Genomic DNA, 23,956 nt, shown 5'->3' on the forward strand with positions numbered 1-23,956 from the left:
GTGAATATAGTATAATTGTTCTATGTTATAGAACATAGAACAATTTCCAGAAAGGAGGTGCCGAATTGCCCAACAAGGTGGCTGTAGATCAACGAGCTAAAGATATGATCATCGAACTTGGTTTATTGATTCGTGATTGCCGTGGAACGCTCAGCCAATCTCAATTAGCCAAAAGGGTTGGCCTGCCCCGTTCCAACATGAAATACATAGAGGATGGTGTCAACGCTCCGACAGCGGATGTCTATGACAAGCTGATTAAGGAGCTAAAGCCGGATTTGCAGACGCACCACCACATGGATCATTTGTATATGGCGATTCGGAAAGTTCCTCCGCCCGATGTTTGCCGAACCATCACACAAAACAAGGATTTAGTGGATGCAATGAGGAAGTTAGAAGGTTGTAATCTGACTCCCGACCAGATTGAAAGTGTTTCCGCCCTGTTTGCGTCTTTTCAAAAGAATAGAGAAGGAGAACCCATAAAATGAGAGATAAGTATTTTTACGAAGTAATGTTTGATGATACGTCCATTGACGTAAGCAAGGAAGTCGGATTGGTCTGGTCCATTGCCAACTCGCTCCGTGGTGCCTATACCTCGGATAAATATAAGGACGTTATTATCCCCATGGTCATCATCCGCCGGTTTGAGTGCGCTTTGGAGGAAACCAAAGATGCAGTTGTGGCAAAGTACAAGCAGAACCCTAACCTCCCAGCTGCGCTTCTTTGCCAGGTGTCCAAATATCCCTTTTACAACACCAATGAATTTACCCTGAAACGCCTTCTGGATGACAGCGACAGCATTGCGTCCAACCTCAAGTCTTACATTGAAGGCTTTTCTGCTAACATCCAACTGATTCTAGAAAAGTTGCTGAAATTCAGCACCCAGATCGACAAAATGGATAAGAGCAACCGCCTTTACAGCGTGGTTAAAAAGTTCTCGGATTTGGATTTGTATCCCGCCCATGTGGATAGCATGAAGATGGGCTACATTTTCGAGGATATTATCCGCCGCTTTTCTGAAAACGCTGAGGCCGGTGATCACTATACGCCCCGTGAAGTAATTCGTCTGATGGTCAATGTACTGCTGGCAGAGGGCTGCAACGACCTGTTGACGGATGAGGGTAAAATTGCCACCGTACTGGATGCTGCCTGTGGTTCGGGCGGTATGCTGTCCACTACCTATGATTTCCTGCGCCGCAAAAATCCCTATGTGGATGTGCGCTTGTTTGGACAGGAAATCAATCCCGAATCCTACGCCATTTGTCTGGCAGATATGCTCATCAAAGGCCAGGATGTGAAAAACATTATGGGTGATGAGGAAGCTAACACCCTGAAAACGGACTGCTTCCCGGATCAGAAGATGCGGCTGGTGATTATGAATCCCCCGTTTGGTACACCCTGGGGTGGCAAAGATGCACCGGAAGGACAAGAGAAGAAAGTCCGTGAGGAAAACAAGAAGGGCGGACGGTTTGAACATGGTCTGCCTGGAACGGGTGACGCCCAGCTGCTATTCATGCAGCACGCCATCAATAAGCTGGATGAGAAAAACGGGCGTGCAGCGATCATTACCAATGGCTCGCCTCTTTTCTCTGGCGGAACCACCAGCGGTGAAAGCCAAATTCGGCGCTGGATGCTGGAGGAAGATTTAATTGAAGCCATTATTGCCCTGCCTACCCAGCTTTTCTATAACACCGATATCGGCATTTATATCTTTATTCTGTCCCGCAATAAGCGCCCTGACCGCCGTGGAAAGGTGCAGCTGATCAATGCGGTGGATATGTGGAAACCCCTTCGCAAATCTTTGGGCAAAAAACGTCGGGAAATTGACCGGGATAGCATGAAAAAAATCACCGAGCTGTACTCCAACTTTGAGGAAAACCAGTATTGCAAGATTTTCCCCAACGAGGAGTTTATGTACAAGGAGTATGCGGTCTATCAGCCGTTACAGCGCCGGGGTGTGCTGGATGCGGAAAGTATTGAGCGACTGCGGACCAGCAGCTACTTCACCAGTAACTCCAGCATTTTCAATGAGACGGATTTTGAGCAGTTGAAAGAGATGAACCCCCGCAGTGCTGCCGACGAGAAGAAATACCAGAAATATCTGGCGGGGCAGCAGTTTGTAGCGGATGTATTGAACATTCTGGAAGCCAACCGTTCTGACCAGGTGTTTATGGATTATGGCGAGTTTGAAAAGTATCTGAAATCACTGCTGGGCAAGGTCGAGGGGATGTCTGCCAGCCGGTTGACTGGCATTGCCATGGTGCTGGCGGTGATGGACAAAACCGCCGTGGTGCAAAAAGACCGAAAAGGCGAAATAATCAAGGACACTACCACTAAGGATACCGAGATCATCAAGCTCACCCAGGACCCAGAGAAATATTTTGAGGCGGAAGTGTATCCCCATGTACCGGATGCTATCTGGGCCTATGAATTTGACCCGGAGAAAAAGGAGAGCGCTACCAATAAAGAAAAACTGGGCGCAGAGTTCCCGTTTACCCGATTCTTTTACGAGTACAAGGAGCCGGAAAAGGCAGATAATCTGCTGGCACAGTTTATGGAACTGGAAAAATCCCTCTCCGAAAAAATTGCAGCATTGCAGGAAAGCGAGGGAGAGCAATGGTAGATTTTATGACTTGGGAAGAAGAAAATGGACACACATTTAAAAAGAAAAAGTTAAAATACATAGTATCTACTCCGATAACAGATGGACCTCATGAAACTCCCGAATTATTAGATGAAGGAATTCCTTTTTTATCTGCTGAATCTGTAAAAAACGGCATACTTGATTTCAATTATAAAAGAGGATATATTTCACTATCTGATCATAAATTGTTTTGTAAAAAAGTTAGGCCACAAAAAAATGATATATTTATAGTGAAATCTGGAGCGACAACCGGGAACTGCGGCATAGTGACTACCGATGAAGAATTTAGCATATGGTCTCCATTAGCACTCATTCGTTGTGATAATATTTCTGTTTTACAGAAATTTATATACTACTACTCTCTTTGCTATTCTTTCACACACCAAGTAGAGCAATCTTGGTCTTACGGTACACAACAAAATATCGGAATGGGTGTATTGGGCAATTTGTATGTAACTCTACCATCCTCAAACGAGCAACAATCCATCGTTGATTACCTCGACAAAGAATGTGCCCAGATTGACAGCATTGCCGCAGATTTGGAAAAACAGATTGCTCTTTTGCAGCAATATAAAAAATCCCTGATTACTGAAACGGTAACCAAGGGGTTGGATAAGTCTGTGCCGATGAAAGACAGCGGGGTTGAGTGGATTGGGAAAATTCCTGAGCATTGGGATGTAGAACCTATCAAATATCGTGTCACATTCCACAATGGCGACAGAGGAGAAAACTATCCCTCTAAAAGCGAATTACAATCTGAAGGAATACCATTCATAAATGCAGGTCATCTTGAGGGTGATGGCCTTAATATGGATAATATGGATTATATTTCTGAAGAAAAGTATCGCATAATGGGCGGCGTTAAGCTTAGACCGGGAGATATCTTATATTGCTTGCGAGGAAGTGTCGGGAAAAATGCCATTGTTGATATGAATCAGGGAACGGTTGCTTCATCATTAGTGGCAATTCGCAGTGTGAGAATCTTAGCCGAGTATCTTTATTATTGCTTGAACTCTCACATAGAGGAAGTTCAGCGATATTTGTGGGATAATGGTACCGCACAACCAAATTTATCAGCAGATAATCTAGGAAAGTACAAGTTTTGTATCCCGCCGGTCGAAGAACAAAAGGCTATTGTTAAATACTTAAATAACATTTGCTCTCAAATTGACAATTTAGTTATTGGGAAAAAGAAGCAACTCTCTACTATTCAGCAACACAAAAAATCTCTTATCTACGAATATGTCACTGGCAAAAAACGAGTAAAGGAGGTACGGTGAGATGGCAATCAAAGCAGGACAATTAAAAGAACGGACAGATTATCAGGCATACATTCTGGAAATGTTGCGGGAGGAAAACGGCTATCAGGTGCGTCCCTCTACCGCTTACGATCCCGGCTACGGTATGGATGTGGAGCTGCTGTTCTCCTTTTTGCAGGCAACCCAGCCGGATACATTGGCACGGCTGGAAAAACTCTATGGCGATAAGACCCGTCAGACCATCCTCAACTACATCAACAATGAGGTCAACAAGAAAAGCCGCAGCCTGCTGGATGTACTGAAGCACGGCGTGGAGTTTGACAACGGCGTCTCTCTAACCCTTATGTACCGAAAGCCTGCCACCACCTTCAACCAAAAGGCGGAGGCGCTGTATCAGCAGAATGTACTCTCGGTGATGGAGGAAGTCTGGCACAAGGAGGGCGAGCGCATTGACCTTGTAATCTTCCTCAACGGTATTGCCATTTTTACCTTTGAACTGAAATGCAACACCAGCGGACAGAACTATGAGGATGCGATCCGTCAGTATAAGTTTGAGCGGGATTACAAGACTCGTCTGCTGAAATTCAAGGCGGGCTGCCTAGCCCACTTTGCTATGGACTTGAACGAAGTCTATATGTGCACCAATCTGAAAGGAAAATCTTCCTTTTTCCTGCCGTTCAATAAGGGCTGTGGTGTTGGAATTCACTCTGGTAAGGGCAACCCCCACAACGAAAACGGCATCAATGTTTCTTATATGTGGGAAGATATCCTCAAAAAAGATACGGTGCTGTATCTGATTGATAAAATCATTTTCCTGCAAAAAGAAACCAAGAAAGACCCGGATACCGGTAAGCGTGTTACCAAGGAAACGCTGATTTTCCCCCGGTATCACCAGTTCAATGCCGTGCGCAAGTTGGTGGCAGACGTCGTAGAACACCATAGCGAGAAAAATTATCTGATTGAGCACTCGGCGGGCAGTGGCAAAACCAATACCATTGCATGGTTGGCCCACCGTTTTGCCTCCTTGCACGACAGGGAAAACAAAGTCATTTTTGATACGGTTTGCATCATCACTGATCGTATCGTGGTAGACCGTCAGCTTCAGAATGCCGTACTGTCACTGGAGCACAAGGCCGGTCTGATCAAGGTCATGGATGAAAAATGCACGTCCAAAGATCTTGCGGATGCCCTCAACGGCAATACAAAAATTATTGTGACTACCATCCACAAGTTCATGTACATTCAGGAACTTGTGCAGGAGCTGAAAAGCAAGACTTTTGCCGTAATCATCGACGAGGCGCATTCCTCTACCGCCGGAACTGCCATGGAAGCGGTGACATATGCTCTTTCAGAGAGCCGCAAACTGAGCGAGGCCACCCCTGTTGATGTGTCAGAAGAAGAAAAATCTATGGGCGATATTATCGAGGACGAAATTGCCCGTAGCGGAAAGCAGCCCAATGTCTCCATGATTGCCTTTACCGCAACTCCGAAACCGACTACCTTGCAGTTGTTCGGCTGTCTGAACGAAGAAGGAAAAAAGGTTGCCTTTGACCTATATTCCATGAAGCAAGCGATTGAGGAAGGCTTCATTCTGGATGTGCTGCAAAATTATGTGACCTATAAGACTTATTTTGAAATTAATAAGGCTATTGAGGACGATCCAGAACTGGAAACGATTGCCGCAAAGCGTAAGATTGCCAAGTATATTGAACTGCATGATACAAACATTGCCCAGAAAGTTGAGATCATTATTGAGCATTTCAAAAACAGAATCATGCAGGAGTTAGGCGGCAAAGCAAAAGCCATGGTCATTACTTCGTCACGGCAGGCAGCAGTCAAATACCGGAACGAGTTTGAAACCTATATTTCCAAGCATGGGTACACGGGTATTCGTGCACTGGTGGCGTTTTCAGGCAAGGTCTCTCTGGACGGCCACGAATACACCGAAGCGGTGATGAACGGCATTAAGGAAGAAGATTTGCCGGAAGTGTTTGACAGCAACAGCTATCAGGTACTGTTGGTGGCGAATAAGTATCAAACAGGCTTTGATCAGCCGAAGCTCTGTGCCATGTATGTGGACAAACGTCTGCGGGGAGTCAATGCTGTGCAGACCCTTTCTCGCTTGAACCGTATTTGTGCGCCCTATGATAAGAAAACCTTTGTGCTGGATTTCAAAAATGAATATGAAGATATTCAAGCGTCCTTTGCCCCATTCTATACTGAAACGATTCTAAATGAGACGATCACCCCTTCGGATATTCGAACGGTGGAAGCTCAGGTGGATCAGTATAATTTCCTGGATATTGACGATATTGAGGAATTTAACGGATACCTGTATCAGGATAAACGAACCTCTAAAGAAAAGGCTCGAATGTGGGCGTTGCTGGATAAATCCCTGCAAATCATCAATCGCCACCCGGAACTGGAAAAGCAGGAAATCCGTGCGACGATCAAGCGTTTCTTGCGTTTTTACAGTTTCCTGATTCAGGCAACCTGCTTTGAAAGCGTGGATCTGCACAAGAAGTACAATTTCCTTTCATACCTGGTTAAAGAAATCGAAGTGGGCAGCGGTGGAAATGATTTTGATATTGCGGACAAAATCACTGCCTCCAATTTCCGTCAGAAAAAGACCGGGGAAAATACACACGAAATTGAATCCAAGCCGGAGGTCAGCCTTCCGACACCCAATGAGGTCTTTATGGATGAAGCCGTGAAAAAGAAGCTGTCCGAGATCATCGACGAGATCAATGCAGCGTATAACAAAAACTTTGATATCGGCGTGGCCTCCAAGTCCGCTCTGCAAATGAGGGACATTTTGCTGAAGAATGGACATCTGAGGGACAGTGCACGGAATAACTCGCTGAAAGACTTCCGCTTCGCCTATTTTGACGCTGTACAGGATGCTCTGATTGCCGGGTATGAGCAGAACCAAGATTTCTTCGCACTTTTGCTGGATAATGACGAGAAGAAGCGTGAACTGATGCAGGTGTTCCTGGAGGATGTATATAAGCATTTGCGTAGTGATTAACCTTATGTCAATTAACAGCGCCCACTGACTACAATGTCGATGGGCGCTATTATATTGGTTACAACTCAAAACTTTCTATCTGCCTGTTGCAAATGTCCTAAAACAAATCTTATTCACTTTTCTCGCGTTGTGTCAAGGAATTGTACTCCTTTAATTTGTTTTCTCGTACCTTTGTCTCGTATTGATTTGCCTTTTTTTCCAGAAACTGTACGAGAAAACGCTTTCCAACCGATACGGTATCAATCGTAGAAATTATTGCTAATATAGTTGCAATAATTAATGCAATTGTAAATAGCGTGTTTGAATGTGTAGTAAAGGAAAAAACTGTGCCCAAAACACCTAAAACCGATAATGCAAACATGACAACGGATAATAGTTTCTTACGAGGAGAAATCCATTTTTCACGAGCTTGTTTCGCATATGAATCGGCTGACTTTCGATTCTTCTCAGCTTGCATTTTCCGCTGTTGTTCTTCAGATTCTTTTTGCTTGCGAAGTTCACAAGTGATATTTGACAATTCCTGAGTATGTTTTTGCGAAGCTCTTTCCATTTCTTTGTTTAGTTGGTTCAATTCGATTTGATGCCGTTTTTCTCTTTCGTTTAGTTCAGTTTGGTGGCGGGCTGTTTCTTCAGCTATTAATTGTTCTTCATATTTCCTTTGAGCTTCTTGTACAGATGTTTCGGTGATGCTATCAACCTCCCCAAAAGAGCCTAACCAGATTTCATTCCGAAATACCCGGTCAGCACGTAACGCCACAACTTGTTCTGGTGTCAACTTGCCAGATAGCTTAAGTTTTTGGAGAACCTCATCGACTTTTTTCATTATTTCTGGGATGGGTTGTAATGCACAATACGCATTCTTTAGTAATTCGCTTTCTGGCAAATTATTTACCTCACCACATTTTATCCAAGTAATTGCTGATAAATTACTATCAGAAATAATTAACTGAAAGGTTCTCTTGCTTATGTTCTCTTTATAGTATGTGTTAAAAGCTCTTGTAAAATCATAATTATTTGTGACAAAAATAAAACGGCATGTTTCAATATCGTTACTTGTATAATCTCCTCTAAGGCGATGAATGGCCAGTGCGGATTTTACGTCATTTTCCAAATTGGCTTCTGTATAATGCGGAGTATTATCTTTAATAAACTGCTTGAGTTCTGTCTCTCCTAACATTTTTTGTTCATCTACGGAACCATCGTCTTTTGTGTCATATGGAGGAATATCGTGTTCAACTATTCCAAAACGGCTTTCCAATTTACTTGGTAGTAATTTAATCTCTCTATCGACGTCATTGGAGTTGTAGTTGTGAGCGTTTAAACCGTCTAGAGTACGATAGCCATTGGATATTGCCGTTGGACTCAAAGAGTACTTATATGCAGATAAAATATCAATTATTTCCTGTCTTATATGGGGAAAATAGCAAAATTTTCCATTTTGCCGTTGCAGCATATTATGAAGCAATAGGGCGTTATGTTCTCTTTCGCTGCCGCTATATCCCAGTAAGTCTATTAAAAATGGTGTATCATAAAAGAACGTTGTATTTGAATAGTTGGCTGATTTTATATCTCCATTCTCTGGTTGAATATAGAGCGCTAAACGTAAAAAGTATCCTTTAATTAAATCGTTTAGATACTCAAATTCTTCATTACTCGCATCTTTGCACTCGAAAATGAATCTTGCGATATAGTAATCTGTTTCATAATCTTTTGGTGAGATACTGACACTTGCCAGATCATTTGTGCCAATCTGAAGACCGTATCGGGAAAAAAAGGTATGTAAACAGTTAATCGCCCGACTGTCGGTAAAATTCCCTGCTCTTTTACAATGTGCATTTAGGTATACTGATAATTTTTCTCCTAAAACATGTAAGTAGCGTTCACAATCTTTCCGTCGAGAATCCATTTGAGAAATCTCCGAATCGATTGGAGAAACAAGATAATAATTATGATTTCTTCTTTCAATAGATGAATAAGGTTTACGTGCAAACACTTTCTTTATGATGACTTCTGGCATATCTGTATACGCAAAATTATGTTGCACATAATTTTGCACCTTTTGTATGTCTACTTTTTCACCTGGAGATGTGAGAGTAGCGGTCGCATACATTACAAAAGGGGTAATAAGGTCGATCATGTCTTTTTTGCGACTTTGCCATACGGCTTCTAGCATTGCTGCACTAATCATTGTTTGATTATTGTTCATTTTCTGTCTCTTGTCCCTTTCTTTTTGAATTATCTCGTATGTAAACTAGCAGGCAAATTGCTATTTGCTTAAATCATTTTTGCTTTTTCTTTTTAGACGCATAATACGGCTTTGGCCTTGCTTTTCCTCGCATATTATTGGGATTTTTGAGCAGCTTGGACAGGCTCAGTATCCTCAGGAACGCCGAGAAGTCCTCCGAGGAAATTTTCTCGAAGGGTATCTGCATCCTGTCACAAAATTCATGGATCGCCATTTCCTCCTGGCTACCCTGTTCGAGCGCCCGTTCAAACTTTTCCTTGACATCCTCCAGCGTGGGCTGCGGGTCGGCGGTGGTCTTGTCCTTCAAGTGGGCTTCCCGTATATCCCGGACGATGCTGTCTAGGTCATCGTGCATGACGTGGCTGTAAAAGTCGCTTTCCTGCACCTGCCCCAGCTCCAGCGTCCGCATATAGAGGTCATCTTCTCCGGGCGCATACTTGCTGAGGACGGTCCGCCGGGTGGCCTCCATCACCAGATTCATCTGCTCCACCCGCATATTGGCGATCCGATCGATACAAATTTCCATATCCACCATCAGCCGCCGGAAGTTCGGATGCGTGGCAAGTTCGCAGAGAAGCCGGTTGTTGATCTTGCCGCTGCTCAAAAGTTCTACCATATCGTCACTCAGATGCAGAGCCTGAAGCTCTGTGTTTGGGTGATTTTTATTTTCGGACAGCCCCATCAGATAGTCGGTGGACACGCCGTAAAACTCTGCCAGCGTTGCAATCGCAAACGGGCTGATGTCCTTGTAGTCATCGCTTTCATATTTTCCCAGCGCAGATTTTGAAAGGCCGGTCTGCTCCGCCAGCTGTTCCAGCGTCAGGTGCTTGTCCACCACCCGCAGGTCTTTGAGCCGCTCCGGGATTGACAGCTTTGTGTACATCCAATGCCCCCTCTCTCGTTATTGTTTTTTCAGTGAATACACCCATTATAGCACGATTCCATAAGCGTGGAAATATGCGGATTTCGAGCGTTTTTCCAACGTCTTGGATATACGGGAGCAGCCCCCTTTTTTCGATAGAATGGTTCTTGCAGACAGGCACTGAACCTTGAAAATCGAATGACCGGCTGCAAGGAGTATGGCCTCCGGGGAAGTGACGCCATGACAGAAATCGAGCGCACCGAAGAGGCCGATACGCCGGAAAAAATTCCGGGCAGGAGCGGCTTGCAGGCAGACCGGCGGACAGAAACAAGTTTATCATGCGGGGCGCATGGCTCCGCAGCAAAGAAATGGAGGAAATCATTATGACACTGAGTATGAAAGAAAAGAAGATTCTCTACGCTTACGGCTGTCCCAGCCACCACAATACGGTGACACGGCTGAAATGGCTGACGTCCCTGACGGTTGACCCGGAGGCCAAACGCTGGATGCTTGGACTGGCCCGGAAGGTGGAGACGGAGGTGGACGAAAGCTGGTACGAGGATTTTTACCACCATCTGCGCATGGAGATGGACGAGTACCGCCGTCTCAAGCGCAGCCTGCGTGTGCTGAAATCTTACACTGATTATAAGGAGGATCTGTATGAGGAAGCTGTCTAAGTATGAGAAAGAAACCATCATCAACTGGAACGAGGCGGAGAACCTTGCTAGCGTCTATACCTTCAACGCCAGCTTGAAGCGCAGGCTGGCGGAGTTCAGCCGGAAGTACCCGCTGCTGTGCCGGTTGGAGCGCAGTACACCGGAGGGCAGCGTGACCTATGTTCTGGACAAGGCTCGGTTGTCGATCCGGCTCATCCCGCCTTACAGCGAGGAACGGAAAGCCGCTGCCAGCGCCTATGCAAAGGAGCATTGCTTTCAGGTGATGACGGCGGAAGAAAAAATCGCCTGAAATCGGGACGTTTACGGGAAAAATGACGGGTCTGCACCCGATGTTTTGACCGGCAATCCCCGCAGGCGTATTCCGTATCCACTTCCCGCCGAAAGGCGTAACTGTGTGGATGCGGAGCCGGTGAAACTGGCGGAAACCGCTTCGGCGGTGGAAGCCAGCTTCGCCGGGCGGGAGTACAGAGGGCGGCAAGCCCTTTGTGCCTGGGTGCAGGGGCGGCAGCGCACTGCTGGGGTCAAGAGGTGCGGGTCGCCAGTGACGACCTTTGCGGCAAAGCCGCAAAAGCACCGACCGAGGCGGGAGCCGAGACTAACGCCCATTGGCGGGTTGAGGGCAGCCGCCCCATCGGGTCAAGGGCGAAGCGCCTTGCCCAGGGAAAGTTGATGCCTGCGTCAACTTGTACTGGGTATATTACCTGACGCAGACTTTCACAGGATTTGCGGCTTCGCCGCCCTTCCCCGGCCCCGGAACATCTTCGCAGGAAGGAGGGAAATTGTTTGAAACTGACACGACACAACGGGCGCTCCGGCAAGCATGGCACCTACAATCCCCGCCACAATGACCGCCGGTTCGATGTGGAGAACAGCGAACACATTGACGCAGAGCGGGCCAGACAAAATATCTACTGGGACTGCTATCGGGGCTTCACGACACATGAGTTCCGGGAGAACCCGGAGCAGCCGGATTTCAGCTTTGAGGAAATCGAGCGGATGTATTACTACGAGCATTATTCTGACCATGTGGAGGCGCAGAACGCCCGGAATGAGAAAACCCGGCACACCGAGCGCAACCGCACCGTGGAGGACTTGCTGAAAAACCACAAGACCTGCCCGGAGGAAAGCATCTACCAGATCGGCACGCTGGGAGAATCCGTCTCACCGGAAACACTCTTTCGTATCGTCAACGAGTTCTATGAGGAATTCGAGCGCCGCTTCGGTTCCCATATCCACATTTTAGACTGGGCGCTCCATCTGGACGAGGGGACGCCCCATATCCATGAGCGCCATGTGTTTGACTGCCAGAACCGCTACGGGGAACTGTGCCCCCAGCAGGAAAAAGCGCTGGAAGAACTGGGCATTCCTCTCCCGAACCCGGAGAAGCCAAAAGGCAGGCATAACAACCGGAAACAGACCTTCGATGCGGTCTGTCGGACAATCCTGTTTGACATCACAAGGCTACATGGGCTGCATCTGGATCAGGAGCCGTCCTACGGCGGGCGGGAGTATCTGGAAAAGCAGGACTATATCCTGATGAAACAGAAGGAGCAGCTGGCGGCGCAGGAGCAGAAGCTGGAAGAATTAACGCTCAAAATTGAGGATGTGGAAACGCTGCTGGACGATGTTTCCGATGCGGCCTATGACAAGGCGGTGGAGGTGGTGACCGATACCGTCCGGCTGGAAACCCACAAGGAAGATATTCGTCTGGTGGAAGAATCCAAAAAATGGGTGCTGTCGCCGGAGCGGAAGGCACCGAAGAAGGAACGTGACTACGCAGCCGCCCGGCTGGATGGCGTTATTACCAAAATCAAGCGGGTCATGCAGAACGCCCTGGCAAAAATCCAGAAAACGCTTATGCAGCCGGAGGTCAAGAAGGCCGGTAAGGAGCAGATTAAGGAGAAGGCCAGAGAATCTATCCTGGAGAAGCTGGCGAAAGGCAAGGTGGACGCTGACCGGGATAACCGGGAACGCTGGGAACGGGAGGGGCGGATCGCTCCGAAAAAGAAACACGATATGGAGTTATGAGGCACCTGATTTTCTGCGGAAACCGGGTGCCTTTTTCCCTGTCTGGAGGTGAGAAAATCGAATGTATTTGAAGCGGTGAAGCAGTCTGTCCCCACAAGGCAGGCTGCGGAATATTACGGGGTGCAGATTGGCAAGAACGGGATGGCCTGCTGTCCTTTCCATGATGACAAGCATCCCAGCATGAAGGTCGACCGCCGGTTCCACTGTTTCGGCTGTCAGGCGGACGGGGATGTGATTGATTTTACCGCCCGTCTGTTTAGCCTGAGCAGCAAGGAGGCGGCGCTGAAGCTGGCGGAGGATTTCTCTGTCCGCTATGACGCCAAAGGCCATGACCCGCCCCGCAGGAGACCGGTCAAACGGAAAATCAGCGAGGAACTGCGCTACCGGCAGGCGGAGCAGAAATGTTTCCGGGTACTTTGCGATTATCTGCATCTGCTGGAATGCTGGGAGAAGGAATACGCCCCGCAGACGCCGGAGGAAACGTGGAATCCGCTGTTTGTGGAAGCCCTGCAAAAGAAAGCGCACACGGAGTATCTGCTGGATATTCTCCTGTCCGGCAGCATGGAGGAACGTGCCTGTGTGGTCGCTGAGTATGGAAAAGAGGTGAGGAAGATTGAGCAGCGAATATCAGAGTTTACCGCCAGCCACCCGGCAGGCCGCCATGAGCGCAGCCGAAGCCTTAGCGCCGGAGCAGAGCGTTGACGAAGTACGGGAAAGCCTGTCTGTCACGGAGAAAGGCCAGCCCGCCAACACCATCGGCAACTGTCGGACGGTGTTCTGCCATGACCCTCTCCTGCGTGGGGCGATCCGCCTGAACCTTCTGACTGACCGGGTGGACATTGTACGGGATTTGGGCTGGCGCAGGAATACCAGCGCCCTGACGGATACGGACGTGAAGTATCTGCTTCTCTATTTTGAGCAGAATTACGACCTGACCAGTGAGAAAAAGATGACGGCGGCGCTCTCCATCGTGGCGAATGAAAACTGTTACCATCCCATACAGGACGTGCTGAACGGCCTTGTCTGGGACGGGACGCCCCGCATCCGCTCCTGTCTCCATCACTTCTTAGGTGCGGACGAGAACGACTATGTGGAAGAAATGCTGAAGCACTTCCTGCTGGGGGCCATACGCCGGGTATTCCGCCCTAGCTCCAAATATGAGGAAATGCTCTGTCTGGTGGGCGGTCAGGGCGCTGGCAAGTCCAGCTTCTTCCGACTGCTGGCGATCCGGGATGAGTGGTTTTCCGATGATCTGAAAAAGCTGGACGATGACAGGGTGTATTTGAAGCTGCAAGGACACTGGATCATCGAGATGTCGGAGATGCTGGCTACCAGCAACGCCAAAAGCATTGAGGAAATCCGCTCGTTCATCAGCCGCCAGAAGGAAACCTACCGGACGCCCTATGAGGCCCAGCCCAAAGACCGGCTGCGGCAGTGTGTATTCGGCGGTTCATCCAACACGCTGGACTTCCTGCCCCTTGACCGGGCCGGGAACCGGCGCTTCCTGCCGATCATGATTTACCCGGAGAATACGGAGGTTCACATTTTGGAGGACGAGGACGCCTCCAGAGTCTATCTTTTGCAGGTATGGGCGGAGGCTATGACGATTTACCGCAGCGGGAAGTATTCCATGAAATTCAGCAAGTCCATCCAGCGTCAGCTGGTGGAAGTGCAGAAAGATTTCATGCCGGAGGACACCGAGGCCGGGCAGATACAGGGCTTTCTGGAACACTACACCGGCAGCATGGTCTGCTCCAAACAGCTTTTTAGGGAGGCCCTGGGCCACATCTACGACGAGCCGAAGCGGTGGCAGCTGCACAATATCAACGAGATCATGAACACGGTGGTGACAGGCTGGAAACCATTCTCCAATCCCCGGATGTTCGCCGGGTATGGCAGGCAGAGGGGCTGGGAACGGGACGTTTCCGGCAACGAACTGCCCGGCAACGAAGATGGATTTGTGGAACTGAGCGAGGAAGAATGCTGCCAGTTGGAACTTCCACAGGAATGGATCGCATAAAATCAGCAGTCTGTTGCCGGGATGGTTGTCACTTGGTTGCCGGGTTCGTTGCCGGGGATTTTCCGGTCTGGATACGGAAAAAGCCTGTAAATAAGGCATTTTCTAATATCTATCTATATTTCCGGCAACGAAAGCAACGAGATTTTCAAGAAAATTTATAAAGTAAGATTTGCAGGTCAGACGATAGTTTACAGGTTTTCAGAGGTCCGTTGCCGGACTTCGTTGCCGGTGCTGCCCTCTGACCTGTCACTCTATGGAGGTAGCCTATGGTAGATGAATGGAGCGGTTTTGCAGACCTGCTGGCTAGTTTGATTGAAAAGTATGCTTCAGAACTGGATGTTGAGAATCTTCCGTTGCCATCGGTAATGCATGATGAGCAAGACGGTACAGCGGTTGATAAAAAAGATCCTAATCCTGAGTATGAAGTAGTTGCAGGCCAAATTGCTGCATGATATAATTAACGTGATAATAAAGTCCAAACAAAATACGATAACTAAAATCTGAGGTGAATGCGAATGGAACACCCAAATGATAAAATGCCAGGTTCCGAAATGATGATCTATAGGACGGAAGATGGTTTAACTAAAATTGAGACGACCTTTGACGGCGATACTGTCTGGCTTTCTGCCGATCAGATGGCTGAGCTGTTCCAGCGGGATAAATCCACGATTTCAAGGCATATCAAGAATATTTTTTCAGAGGGTGAACTCGTGCGCGATTCAGTTGTTGCAAAATTTGCAACAACTGCCGCTGATGGGAAAACCTATCAGGTTGAATACTATAATCTAGACGTGATTATATCGGTCGGCTATCGTGTAAAGTCCAAACGCGGTACACAGTTTCGTATCTGGGCAACCGGGATTCTGAAAGAGTATATGCGAAAAGGGTTTGCCTTGGATGACGAGCGGCTGAAAAATCTGGGCGGCGGCGGATACTTCAAGGAACTGCTGGAGCGGATCAGAGATATCCGTGCATCTGAAAAGGTTTTTTATCGGCAGGTTTTGGAAATTTACGCCACCAGCATCGACTATGACCCTCATGCAGAGATTTCTGTCCAGTTTTTCAGGAAAGTCCAGAATAAGATCCACTATGCCATTCATGGTCAAACAGCGGCTGAGGTCATTTACACGAGAGCAGATGCCGAAAAGGAATTTATGGGCCTTACCGCATTTGCCGGAAAACAGCCCACACTGAAAGAAGCGGTGGTAGCGAAGAACTACCTGAACGAAAAGGAGCTTCGCGCAATGGGCCAGCTTGTTTCTGGGTATCTGGATTTCGCGGAGCGTCAGGCGGAACGGAAACAGGTTATGACCATGAAAGATTGGGCAGAGCATTTGGACCGTATTCTTACGATGAGCGGTGAGCAGCTATTGCAAGGAAATGGGAGCGTGAGCCATAAACAGGCCGTGGATAAAGCGACTGCCGAATACAAGAAGTACAAGGCCAGAACGCTTAGTGAAGTGGAAAAGGACTATCTGGATTCCATTAAGATGTTAGAACAGAAGACAGAGAAAAAATAAGGGGCTGTAGTGCCTATGGAGAGCAGGCAGATGGAAAAAGAGAAGATAAAGGTTTACACCTATACCAGAGTCTCCACCGCTATGCAGGTGGACGGCTACTCGCTGGATGCGCAGAAGGCCAAAATGAAGGCCTACGCCGACTACAATGATTATGAAATCGTCGGTGAATATGAGGATGCGGGAAAGTCCGGCAAATCCATTGAAGGGCGGGCACAATTCGGCCAGATGTTGGAGGATATCAAATCCGGCAAAGACGGCGTGTCTTATGTTCTGGTGTTCAAATTGTCCCGCTTTGGCAGAAATGCGGCGGATGTGCTTTCCTCCCTTCAGGTCATGCAGGATTTTGGCGTTAATCTGGTGTGTGTTGAGGATGGCATTGATTCTTCCAAAGATGCGGGCAAATTGATGATCTCTGTCCTGTCTGCCGTGGCGGAGATTGAGCGTGAAAATATCCGTGTCCAAACCATGGAGGGCCGAATCCAAAAAGCAAGGGAGGGCCGCTGGAACGGTGGCTTTGCTCCCTATGGGTATCGGCTGGTGGATGGGAAATTGATGATCAACGAGGAAGAAGCGGAGGCAATCCGAGTCATCTATGACCAATATGTGCACACGGATATTGGCGCAAACGGAATTGCAAAATATCTGGAAAACCACGGTATCCGCAAGATTCCCCGGCAGAATGGGAAGAATCCCCTGTTTGACGCACATTTGATTCGCTTGATTTTGAAAAATCCGGTGTACTGCGGCAAGATTGCCTATGGACGCCGCAAAACGGAAAAAGTGCGCGGCACAAGGAACGAGTATAAGCTGGTGGAGCAGGACAACTACCTGCTGGCAGAAGGATTGCATGAGCCTATTGTTTCGGAAGAAGTCTGGCAGGCGGCGCAGGTGAAGCTGCTGGCACAGGCCAAGAAATACGAACACGTCAACCGTGGGAAGGATGAACACGTACATTTGCTCTCCGGCATTGTAAAGTGTCCTGTCTGCGGAGCCGGAATGTACGGGAACAAAAGCATCAAGCACAAAGCGGACGGCACCAAGTACAAGGATTTTTACTACTACGGTTGCAAGCACCGCTCTATGATTCGTGGGCATAAGTGCGATTACAAAAAGCAGATTCGGGAAGAACTGCTGGACGATGCCGTGGCAGAAGTCATTGTAAAGCTGGTGAGCAATCCGAAGTTTTCTGCCATGATGCAGGAAAAAATCAATATGAAAGTGGATACTGCCGCCATTGACCAGGAGATTGCCAATTACGAGAAGCAGCTGCGCCAGCATTATTCCGTCAAGGCGAAGCTGGCGGAGGAGATTGATTCTCTCGACCCGGACGACCGGCACTATGTGCGGCGCAAGGCAGACCTTGATGACCGGCTCTACAAGATGTATGATAAGATCGAGGATACCGAATCTCTGCTGATTGCGGCCAGAGCCAAAAAGCAGGCCATTGAAGCGGAAAAACTGACCGGTGACAATATCTATAAAGTGCTGATCTATTTTGAAAAACTGTACGGCGTGATGAACGAAGCGGAGCGGCGGCAGTTGATTGAGGCATTGATCTCTGAGATTCAGATTTACCCGGAACGCCAAGCCAATGGACAGTGGTTAAAATCCATCAAATTTAAGCTGCCGATTATCGAGGAAGACATGAGTATTAGTTTGGACAATGAAGAACAAGTCGAGACGGTTGTTTTACTCTCCCACAAAACCCAGACAGCATAATAGCGTAAAAGCCGAGTTCGGCAAGAGATAAGGTAAAGCCGGTAGCCATGTTTTATGAAGCTATCTGAATATATCTGAATATGTCCCCGTAAGCAGACGAATCTTCAGACGCCAAAGCCCTGAGCTGCGCTCACCTCCCAAATTTTGCTGTCCGATGTTAAACTCATTTCCCTTGGCGGATATTATCAGTCGGCGCAGGGAAAACCTGCACGGAAGGCCTTGCTACAGTGCGGGAGGAATGTTTTGCCCTGAGATAAGGTAGGGCAGAACCGCACTTTTAAAGCACTTTCCCAAACGGGGTAGGAGAAATCGGCCGGAACCATATCCGATTTTCGTTTGCTTCTATGATTTGCCGGGGATAGCAGAATATTAGGTCAGAAGACAGAATACTAAAAGATTTATAAGAGAAAAAGAAAGATCAGGAGGAAATGTATCAAATGAAACTGATCCGTCTATTGGCTGCTGCCATCACACTGTCTGCAATGCTGTCTGGCTGTGCTTCTGAGTCTGAGCAGGAGAAATCGCCGTCATTCCAGAATGAGACAGCTTCGGCCGTCCGGGAGAAAGAGGAAACAGCCGCAGAGTCAGAAGAAATAAAGCTGCCGTCTGCAGAGACTGTGCCTGAAACGGAAGCACCGGCCTCAGTATCGCCAGCCACAGTGCTCTGTCCTGACTGGGCATCTTATTTCGGGGAGCTGAACGGCGCCGCCGTCATATTTGCTCCGGACGAATATACAGTTCAGATTTATAATGAAGACCTGGCAGATACCCGCCGTTCTCCCTGCTCCACCTTCAAAATTATTTCTTCCCTGGTGGGCCTGGAAAACGGTGTCATTGATCCGGAGAATTCCACCCGATCCTGGAGCGGTGAGATTTTCTGGAATGACGACTGGAACAGGGATATCGACTTTCTCTCTGCCTTCCAGACCTCGTGTGTCTGGTATTACCGGCAAGTGATTGATGAAATCGGCTCGGATGGGATGAAACGCGCTCTCGATGACCTTCAATATGGTAACTGCGATATATCAGACTGGGAGGGGCATCTGAACAATAACAACAGCAATCCGGCCCTCACCGGCTTTTGGATCGAATCATCCCTGAAAATTTCACCGAGAGAACAGACCGAAGTGATGGAGAGGATTTTTGGAAGTTCCTCAAAATATTCCTCAGACACCAGGGCTCTTCTTGAAAAAGCTATGTTTTATTCAGAGGGGAGTGATGAAAGCTGTGCGGTCTACGGAAAAACGGGGATGGGAAAATCGGAAGGAACTGTAGTAGACTGTTGGTATACAGGCTTTGCAGACGTCGGACACCGCATCTATTTTTGTATTTATCTGGGAGAAACACCCGGTCAAAATGTGTCTAGTTCCCGGGCAAGAGAAATCGCTGTTTCACTGATAAAGGATAATTTTTAATGCTTCCTGTTTCGGGCGCGCCGGGAGTTCTGTTCAGCCCCTCCTTTTTATTGACACGAAAATCTCTTTTGCTTATAATTGATTAGAGAAAAAACGCGCTTTTCAGTGGGCCTTCCGCGGAAAGCAGGCGGAAGGAGAAGATATGATGAGCAATGAAGAAAAAAATACGGCAGTTCTGGAAAAAAAGGAGCTGCTCTTAAAGATGAGAAATGTGCCGGAGCTTTACGTTCTGATGTCTGTATGCACGAAACAGCCCTATGTGGTCTGTGACCCGGAAACCTTTGATGATGAGATTCTGATGTTTTTCACAGAGGAGGAGGCAAGAGAAAAGGGAAAGGCGCTTCTGGAAGAGAAGATCCCTGTTTCGATTGTGAGGGTGGAGGAAAAGCAGAAGCTCCTGTTTTTCACAAGCCTTTTTACGCTGGGTGTGAACGCGATCCTCATGGCCAATGGCGGCGAGGAGACGCTTCTGCAGCTTGAGGAGCTGGTGAGAAGGAAGAGCCAGGAGGAGCAGCCGGAGGGAACGGTGTGGATTGAGAATCCTCAGCTTCAGCTCACCTCTCTCTACTATGCCCAGGAGATGAGGAAGCAGCCAAACCCGCAGCATGATGCAAATACGGCAGGGCTTCTTGACGAGCTTCTGGCAGATTTCAAAAAGGGCAAATTTATTATGGCAGTGCAGAAGGAGGAGAAGGGCGTTCCGCTGGCAAAGATGAAGGACGGAAACCTGTATCAGCCGGTTTTTACGGATGCACTGGAATTCCAGAAATTCAACAGGGAAAACAAATTCCGCCCGATTGCCGTTCCGGCCGAGAAGCTGGCTTCACTTCTGGTTCCGGATGCCAAGGGCGTTGTGCTGAATATTATGAGTATTAACCTGCCGTTTACCATTAACAGAACGCCGGCAGGAGCAGGACCAAAGGCTTCTGAGGGACAGGTGGAGGCAGGTCAGGTGGAGACTGCCCCGACAGAGGGAGAAGAGCCCACAATGGCATAGAGGAATTTCTGAGCCCGGATGAAAGGACGCAGGCGGAATATTATTCCGCCTGCTTTTTCTTGCGCCAAAAAGCCCGCCTGCTGGCTGTGAGCGCGGCATTTTTTAACACATCTTCAGGCACATTTCTTTGTGCTGCAGACCTGCTGGATGCAGAGTAGATCCGTATATCGCGGGCCTGTTTGCGAAGGAGGAGGCCAGAGGAAGGAGAACCGGGAGAAAATCTCTGTGCAGGGCAGAGAACAGGAAAAAAGGCTTTCTCTCCGTATGTGCAGGGACAATCGAAAGGCATGGCTGTTTTGCCGCTGAAAAGGATTTTCAGAAGAAAGGGATCCTGTCTCTCCGGACATGGGAGAGGCAGAAAGGCTGATGACATGGGGCAGACAGAAAACAGAGGAATGTAAAAAATAGATCAGGGATTGTATAGAAAATAAAAAATGTAAGTGTTGTTCTTATAAAATGTAAAACGAAGATAAAAAGATAGTTAAAAAACAAGATTTCTCTTGAATTTTTAGAATTTTAAGGTAGAATTAGCTTTGTTTGGAGAAAAATTTAAAAACAAAGCAGAGAAGGAACGGAAGACAGGCTGAAAGCAAACGGAAGCCAAACATGCGGCTGAACATTCGGCCTGACGGATCCGCTGATTCCTCAGTATGGAAATTTTAAAAATTCACAGGAGAACAGAGATGAGAAACTACAAATTACTTACGCCAGGTCCTCTCACCACTACGGACACGGTAAAACAGGTGATGATGTTTGATCACTGTACATGGGATGACGATTATAAGCAGATCACTCAGAAAATTCGCAGAGAGCTTCTGGAACTGGCTCATGTCACCGAGGAAGAGTATACGGCAGTGCTGATGCAGGGTTCAGGAACCTTTGGAGTGGAGAGCGTACTCAGCAGCGTAGTGCCGCAGGATGGAACAGTGCTTTTGCTGAGCAACGGCGCTTACGGTGAGAGAGCCGCTAAAATATGCGAATATCACCATATTTCCTGTATTCACATAACGCAGGCTTACGACAAGACACCAGATGCAGGAAAAGCAGAGGAGGCCTTAAAGAACCACCCTGAAATTACCCATGTGATGATGATTCACAGTGAGACCACCAGCGGAATTTTGAATGATATTGCGACCATCGGCGGGCTGGCTCATACTTATGGAAAGGTCTTTATTGTGGATGCGATGTCCAGCTTTGCAGGTGTTGACATTCCGGTTCGGGACTGGCACATTGATTTTCTCGTAAGCTCCGCCAATAAGTGTATCCAGGGAGTTCCGGGATTTTCCTTTATTATCGCCAACAGAAAATTGCTGATGGAGTCTAAGGGGTGCGCGAGAAGCCTTTCTCTTGACCTCTACGATCAGTGGGCAGGCATGGAACAGGACGGAAAATGGCGCTACACATCCCCGACCCACGTAGTTCTCGCCTTTGATCAGGCCATAAAGGAGCTTAAAAACGAGGGAGGCATCGAGGCAAGGCATGCCCGCTACCAGAAAAATATGGATACCCTTGTGGAAAACTTTGAAAAGCTGGGCTTTAAGCTCTATGTGGACAAGGCATGGCAGGGGCCGATTATTGCCACCTTCCTGTACCCGGAGGGAAGAAAATTCGACTTCCAGGATATGTACCACTACATCAAGGAGAGGGGATATGCAATCTATCCCGGAAAACTGACGGATGCAGATACCTTCCGGATTGGCGTGATCGGGGAGATCTATGAGGAGGATATCCAGAAGCTGACAGAGATCATGCAGGAGTACATGGAGAAGACTGAACAGCAGTAAAACCATAGGAAAACAAAAGCTACCACGGAAACGGCAGCAGGTCTGCCGGCTGTCCCAGGACAGCAGGATGGGCGGCTGAACGGAAATGAACAGGAAATTTGAGGAAGAAAAGGCAGAGAAAATAATATCTGCCGGGAGGACAGGAATGAAAATAGAGGGTGTTATTTTTGACTGGGCCGGCACGACAGTAGACTATGGATGCTTTGCACCGGTCAGGGCATTTATGGAGATTTTCAGGGAATATGGGATTGATGCGACCATGGAAGAGACCAGGAAGCCCATGGGGATGCTGAAATGGGATCACATTAAAACCATGCTGTCTATGGACCGGATTCACAGTGAGTGGGTGAAGGTTCACGGACGGGAGTGGACGGACCGGGATGTGGACGAGATGCACGAGAAATTTTCGGAGAAACTGCTGGGGATTCTCCACGGATATGCAGAAGTAAAGCCTTATGTTCTGGAAGCAGTACGACAGCTGAGAGACAGGGGAATAAAAATCGGATCCACAACGGGATATACGGATCAGATGATGGAGATTGTAGTTCCAAAGGCAGCAGAAAACGGATATGAGCCGGATTTCTGGATCTCCCCGAACAGCGTGGGCAATATGGGGCGTCCTTATCCGTATATGATCTTTGAAAACATGAGACAGCTTGGACTTAGGAATGTGCATACCGTTATGAAGGTGGGAGATACCATTTCAGATATTCAGGAGGGAGTAAATGCAGGCGTGATCTCTGTGGGAGTCTTGGAGGGAAGTTCCGAGATGGGACTGACGGAACAGGAGTACGAGGCCCTTTCTGAAGCTGGCAAAAAAGCGGCTAAGGAGAGGCTGACCCAGAGCTACCGGGAGGCAGGGGCAGACTATGTCATTGACCATATGGGCTGCCTGTGCGATCTCATCGACGAGATTGAGGGACAGTCTGTCTAAAGAAGATACAAGAACATTTCGGAACAGGCGGACAGAGTTTTTGAAACAGCGTCTGGACTTCAAATGAAATTTTGGCAATTTTTTGATAAGATTTGTTAAATTTTGATTGACAGAAGAGTCCTCCTGTGATATGATATATCTCGGCTCAGGGAGCCGGGAAGTGCTGTTGTAGCTCAGTAGGTAGAGCGTCGCATTGGTAGTGCGGAGGTCACGGGTTCGATTCCCGTCAGCAGCTTTTTTCTTTTGCCCTTGTAAATACTGGATTTTTCCTGTATTTACAAGGGTTTTTGCGTATCTGGCGAAATCGTATGAAAACCTCTCTGTTTCGCAGCGCGCCGCAGGCTGTCGGTCCCTCCTGCAGCGTTGAGGATACTGTCACAGGAGCGCTCTGCTCGGCATCTCAATATACTAAGGAAAAAAGAGAGGAAAAGCAGATGGATGTTACAACCTTGATGCAGTATATATCCTATGGACTGATCGCGATCGGCGTGATGGCCTTTTTAGTATCGGCAATCACCCAGGTAATTAAGAGCTGGCCGGGACTTTCCAAGCTGCCCACCTCGGCGGTGGTGCTTGTTCTGAGCCTGATTCTCTGTCCGGCAGTTCTGGTGGCGGCCATGGCTTGGCTGGACCAGCCTATTCAGTGGTATATGATATTTGCCAGTATTCTGGCAGCGTTTATCGTGGCCCTGGTATCTATGGATGGATGGGAGCGGCTGAAGGAGATCTGGGAGAGAACAGGCTATAAGGATAAAAAATAGGGAGCCCGTGAAAAAATAGGGACCTGCGAAGCAGAAAAGCTCCGGTGCAGAAACCGGAGCTTTTGT

Annotated in this window: 19 protein-coding genes and 1 tRNA gene; 18 read left to right on the forward strand and 2 right to left on the reverse strand. The window is 47.9% G+C overall.

Annotation, left to right across the window (positions count from 1 at the left end):
• Nucleotides 1–65 precede the first annotated feature (65 nt).
• From LK436_RS07940 to LK436_RS07955, 4 genes are read left to right on the forward strand one after another with little or no spacing between them, the layout of a single operon-like run.
• Nucleotides 66–485 carry a helix-turn-helix domain-containing protein gene (locus LK436_RS07940; protein ID WP_044930634.1) on the forward strand — a complete coding sequence of 140 codons (420 nt, stop codon included), beginning with the start codon at nt 66–68 and terminating at the stop codon, nt 483–485.
• On the forward strand, nt 482–2,620 hold the full coding sequence (locus tag LK436_RS07945; protein WP_008395747.1) for a type I restriction-modification system subunit M: 2,139 nt from the start codon (nt 482–484) through the stop codon (nt 2,618–2,620). The genes LK436_RS07940 and LK436_RS07945 overlap by 4 nt, the downstream gene beginning before the upstream one ends.
• Nucleotides 2,614–3,921, forward strand: coding sequence for a restriction endonuclease subunit S (locus LK436_RS07950; protein WP_008395746.1), 1,308 nt, complete (start codon nt 2,614–2,616; stop codon nt 3,919–3,921). Before LK436_RS07945 ends, LK436_RS07950 begins: the two co-directional genes overlap by 7 nt.
• Before the next feature lies 1 nt (nt 3,922).
• Entirely contained in the window at nt 3,923–6,928 is a 3,006-nt protein-coding gene (locus LK436_RS07955) for a type I restriction endonuclease subunit R (RefSeq protein ID WP_008395745.1), read from the forward strand.
• Nucleotides 6,929–7,037: 109 nt separating this feature from the next.
• Here the strand turns inward: LK436_RS07955 and LK436_RS07960 are convergent, their stop codons facing one another.
• The gene (locus tag LK436_RS07960) at nt 7,038–9,134 is read right to left on the reverse strand and encodes a hypothetical protein (RefSeq protein WP_008395744.1); all 2,097 of its coding nucleotides are present in this window, start codon (nt 9,132–9,134) and stop codon (nt 7,038–7,040) included.
• 73 nt (nt 9,135–9,207) lie between these two features.
• Entirely contained in the window at nt 9,208–10,056 is an 849-nt protein-coding gene (locus tag LK436_RS07965) for a helix-turn-helix domain-containing protein (protein WP_008395743.1), read from the reverse strand.
• A gap of 362 nt (nt 10,057–10,418) precedes the next feature.
• On the opposite strand from LK436_RS07965, the gene LK436_RS07970 reads away from it, so the two are divergent.
• From LK436_RS07970 to LK436_RS08035, 14 genes are all read left to right on the forward strand, one after another.
• Nucleotides 10,419–10,712 (forward strand): hypothetical protein, encoded by a 294-nt coding sequence (locus LK436_RS07970; protein WP_044930631.1) that lies wholly within the window; start codon nt 10,419–10,421, stop codon nt 10,710–10,712.
• Nucleotides 10,696–11,001: a hypothetical protein gene (locus tag LK436_RS07975; RefSeq protein ID WP_008395740.1), complete on the forward strand. Its 306-nt coding sequence runs from the start codon at nt 10,696–10,698 to the stop codon at nt 10,999–11,001. Before LK436_RS07970 ends, LK436_RS07975 begins: the two co-directional genes overlap by 17 nt.
• Nucleotides 11,002–11,495: 494 nt before the next feature.
• Nucleotides 11,496–12,740, forward strand: coding sequence for a hypothetical protein (locus LK436_RS07980; protein ID WP_044930629.1), 1,245 nt, complete (start codon nt 11,496–11,498; stop codon nt 12,738–12,740).
• Nucleotides 12,741–12,788: 48 nt separating this feature from the next.
• Nucleotides 12,789–13,442, forward strand: a complete 654-nt coding sequence (locus tag LK436_RS07985) for a CHC2 zinc finger domain-containing protein (RefSeq protein WP_008395736.1) — start codon at nt 12,789–12,791, stop codon at nt 13,440–13,442.
• Nucleotides 13,402–14,760: a virulence-associated E family protein gene (locus LK436_RS07990; protein ID WP_008395733.1), complete on the forward strand. Its 1,359-nt coding sequence runs from the start codon at nt 13,402–13,404 to the stop codon at nt 14,758–14,760. The genes LK436_RS07985 and LK436_RS07990 overlap by 41 nt, the downstream gene beginning before the upstream one ends.
• A 266-nt stretch (nt 14,761–15,026) precedes the next feature.
• Nucleotides 15,027–15,212, forward strand: a complete 186-nt coding sequence (locus LK436_RS07995; protein WP_008395730.1) for a hypothetical protein — start codon at nt 15,027–15,029, stop codon at nt 15,210–15,212.
• Between the two features lie 63 nt (nt 15,213–15,275).
• The gene (locus tag LK436_RS08000; RefSeq protein WP_008395728.1) at nt 15,276–16,280 is read left to right on the forward strand and encodes a virulence RhuM family protein; all 1,005 of its coding nucleotides are present in this window, start codon (nt 15,276–15,278) and stop codon (nt 16,278–16,280) included.
• A gap of 30 nt (nt 16,281–16,310) precedes the next feature.
• Complete coding sequence (locus tag LK436_RS08005) at nt 16,311–17,999, forward strand: recombinase family protein (protein WP_044930627.1); 1,689 nt, start codon at nt 16,311–16,313, stop codon at nt 17,997–17,999.
• 437 nt (nt 18,000–18,436) lie between these two features.
• Nucleotides 18,437–19,414, forward strand: coding sequence for a penicillin-binding transpeptidase domain-containing protein (locus tag LK436_RS08010; protein ID WP_156796956.1), 978 nt, complete (start codon nt 18,437–18,439; stop codon nt 19,412–19,414).
• A 142-nt stretch (nt 19,415–19,556) separates the two neighbouring features.
• The gene (locus LK436_RS08015) at nt 19,557–20,411 is read left to right on the forward strand and encodes an SseB family protein (RefSeq protein WP_008395722.1); all 855 of its coding nucleotides are present in this window, start codon (nt 19,557–19,559) and stop codon (nt 20,409–20,411) included.
• 683 nt (nt 20,412–21,094) lie between these two features.
• The gene (phnW, locus tag LK436_RS08020) at nt 21,095–22,195 is read left to right on the forward strand and encodes a 2-aminoethylphosphonate--pyruvate transaminase (protein WP_015574449.1); all 1,101 of its coding nucleotides are present in this window, start codon (nt 21,095–21,097) and stop codon (nt 22,193–22,195) included.
• 145 nt (nt 22,196–22,340) lie between these two features.
• Entirely contained in the window at nt 22,341–23,129 is a 789-nt protein-coding gene (phnX, locus tag LK436_RS08025) for a phosphonoacetaldehyde hydrolase (RefSeq protein WP_044930742.1), read from the forward strand.
• A 162-nt stretch (nt 23,130–23,291) separates the two neighbouring features.
• Nucleotides 23,292–23,364 (forward strand) — tRNA-Thr (locus tag LK436_RS08030).
• 199 nt (nt 23,365–23,563) lie between these two features.
• The gene (locus tag LK436_RS08035) at nt 23,564–23,890 is read left to right on the forward strand and encodes a hypothetical protein (RefSeq protein ID WP_021965849.1); all 327 of its coding nucleotides are present in this window, start codon (nt 23,564–23,566) and stop codon (nt 23,888–23,890) included.
• Nucleotides 23,891–23,956: the final 66 nt, after the last annotated feature.

It is taken from the genome of Clostridium sp. M62/1, from assembly GCF_020736365.1.
Taxonomy (GTDB): domain Bacteria; phylum Bacillota; class Clostridia; order Lachnospirales; family Lachnospiraceae; genus Otoolea; species Otoolea saccharolyticum_A.

Coding starts and splice junctions, on each gene's coding strand:
- LK436_RS07970 (WP_044930631.1), top strand. CDS start 10,419: ATGACACTGAGTATGAAAGAAAAGAAGATTCTCTACGCTTACGGCTGT.
- LK436_RS08010 (WP_156796956.1), top strand. CDS start 18,437: ATGAAACTGATCCGTCTATTGGCTGCTGCCATCACACTGTCTGCAATG.
- LK436_RS07945 (WP_008395747.1), top strand. CDS start 482: ATGAGAGATAAGTATTTTTACGAAGTAATGTTTGATGATACGTCCATT.
- LK436_RS08035 (WP_021965849.1), top strand. CDS start 23,564: ATGGATGTTACAACCTTGATGCAGTATATATCCTATGGACTGATCGCG.
- LK436_RS07995 (WP_008395730.1), top strand. CDS start 15,027: ATGGTAGATGAATGGAGCGGTTTTGCAGACCTGCTGGCTAGTTTGATT.
- LK436_RS08000 (WP_008395728.1), top strand. CDS start 15,276: ATGGAACACCCAAATGATAAAATGCCAGGTTCCGAAATGATGATCTAT.
- LK436_RS07975 (WP_008395740.1), top strand. CDS start 10,696: ATGAGGAAGCTGTCTAAGTATGAGAAAGAAACCATCATCAACTGGAAC.
- LK436_RS07950 (WP_008395746.1), top strand. CDS start 2,614: ATGGTAGATTTTATGACTTGGGAAGAAGAAAATGGACACACATTTAAA.
- LK436_RS07990 (WP_008395733.1), top strand. CDS start 13,402: ATGAGCGCAGCCGAAGCCTTAGCGCCGGAGCAGAGCGTTGACGAAGTA.
- LK436_RS07955 (WP_008395745.1), top strand. CDS start 3,923: ATGGCAATCAAAGCAGGACAATTAAAAGAACGGACAGATTATCAGGCA.
- LK436_RS07965 (WP_008395743.1), bottom strand. CDS start 10,056: ATGTACACAAAGCTGTCAATCCCGGAGCGGCTCAAAGACCTGCGGGTG.
- phnW (WP_015574449.1), top strand. CDS start 21,095: ATGAGAAACTACAAATTACTTACGCCAGGTCCTCTCACCACTACGGAC.
- LK436_RS08005 (WP_044930627.1), top strand. CDS start 16,311: ATGGAAAAAGAGAAGATAAAGGTTTACACCTATACCAGAGTCTCCACC.
- phnX (WP_044930742.1), top strand. CDS start 22,341: ATGAAAATAGAGGGTGTTATTTTTGACTGGGCCGGCACGACAGTAGAC.
- LK436_RS08015 (WP_008395722.1), top strand. CDS start 19,557: ATGATGAGCAATGAAGAAAAAAATACGGCAGTTCTGGAAAAAAAGGAG.
- LK436_RS07960 (WP_008395744.1), bottom strand. CDS start 9,134: ATGAACAATAATCAAACAATGATTAGTGCAGCAATGCTAGAAGCCGTA.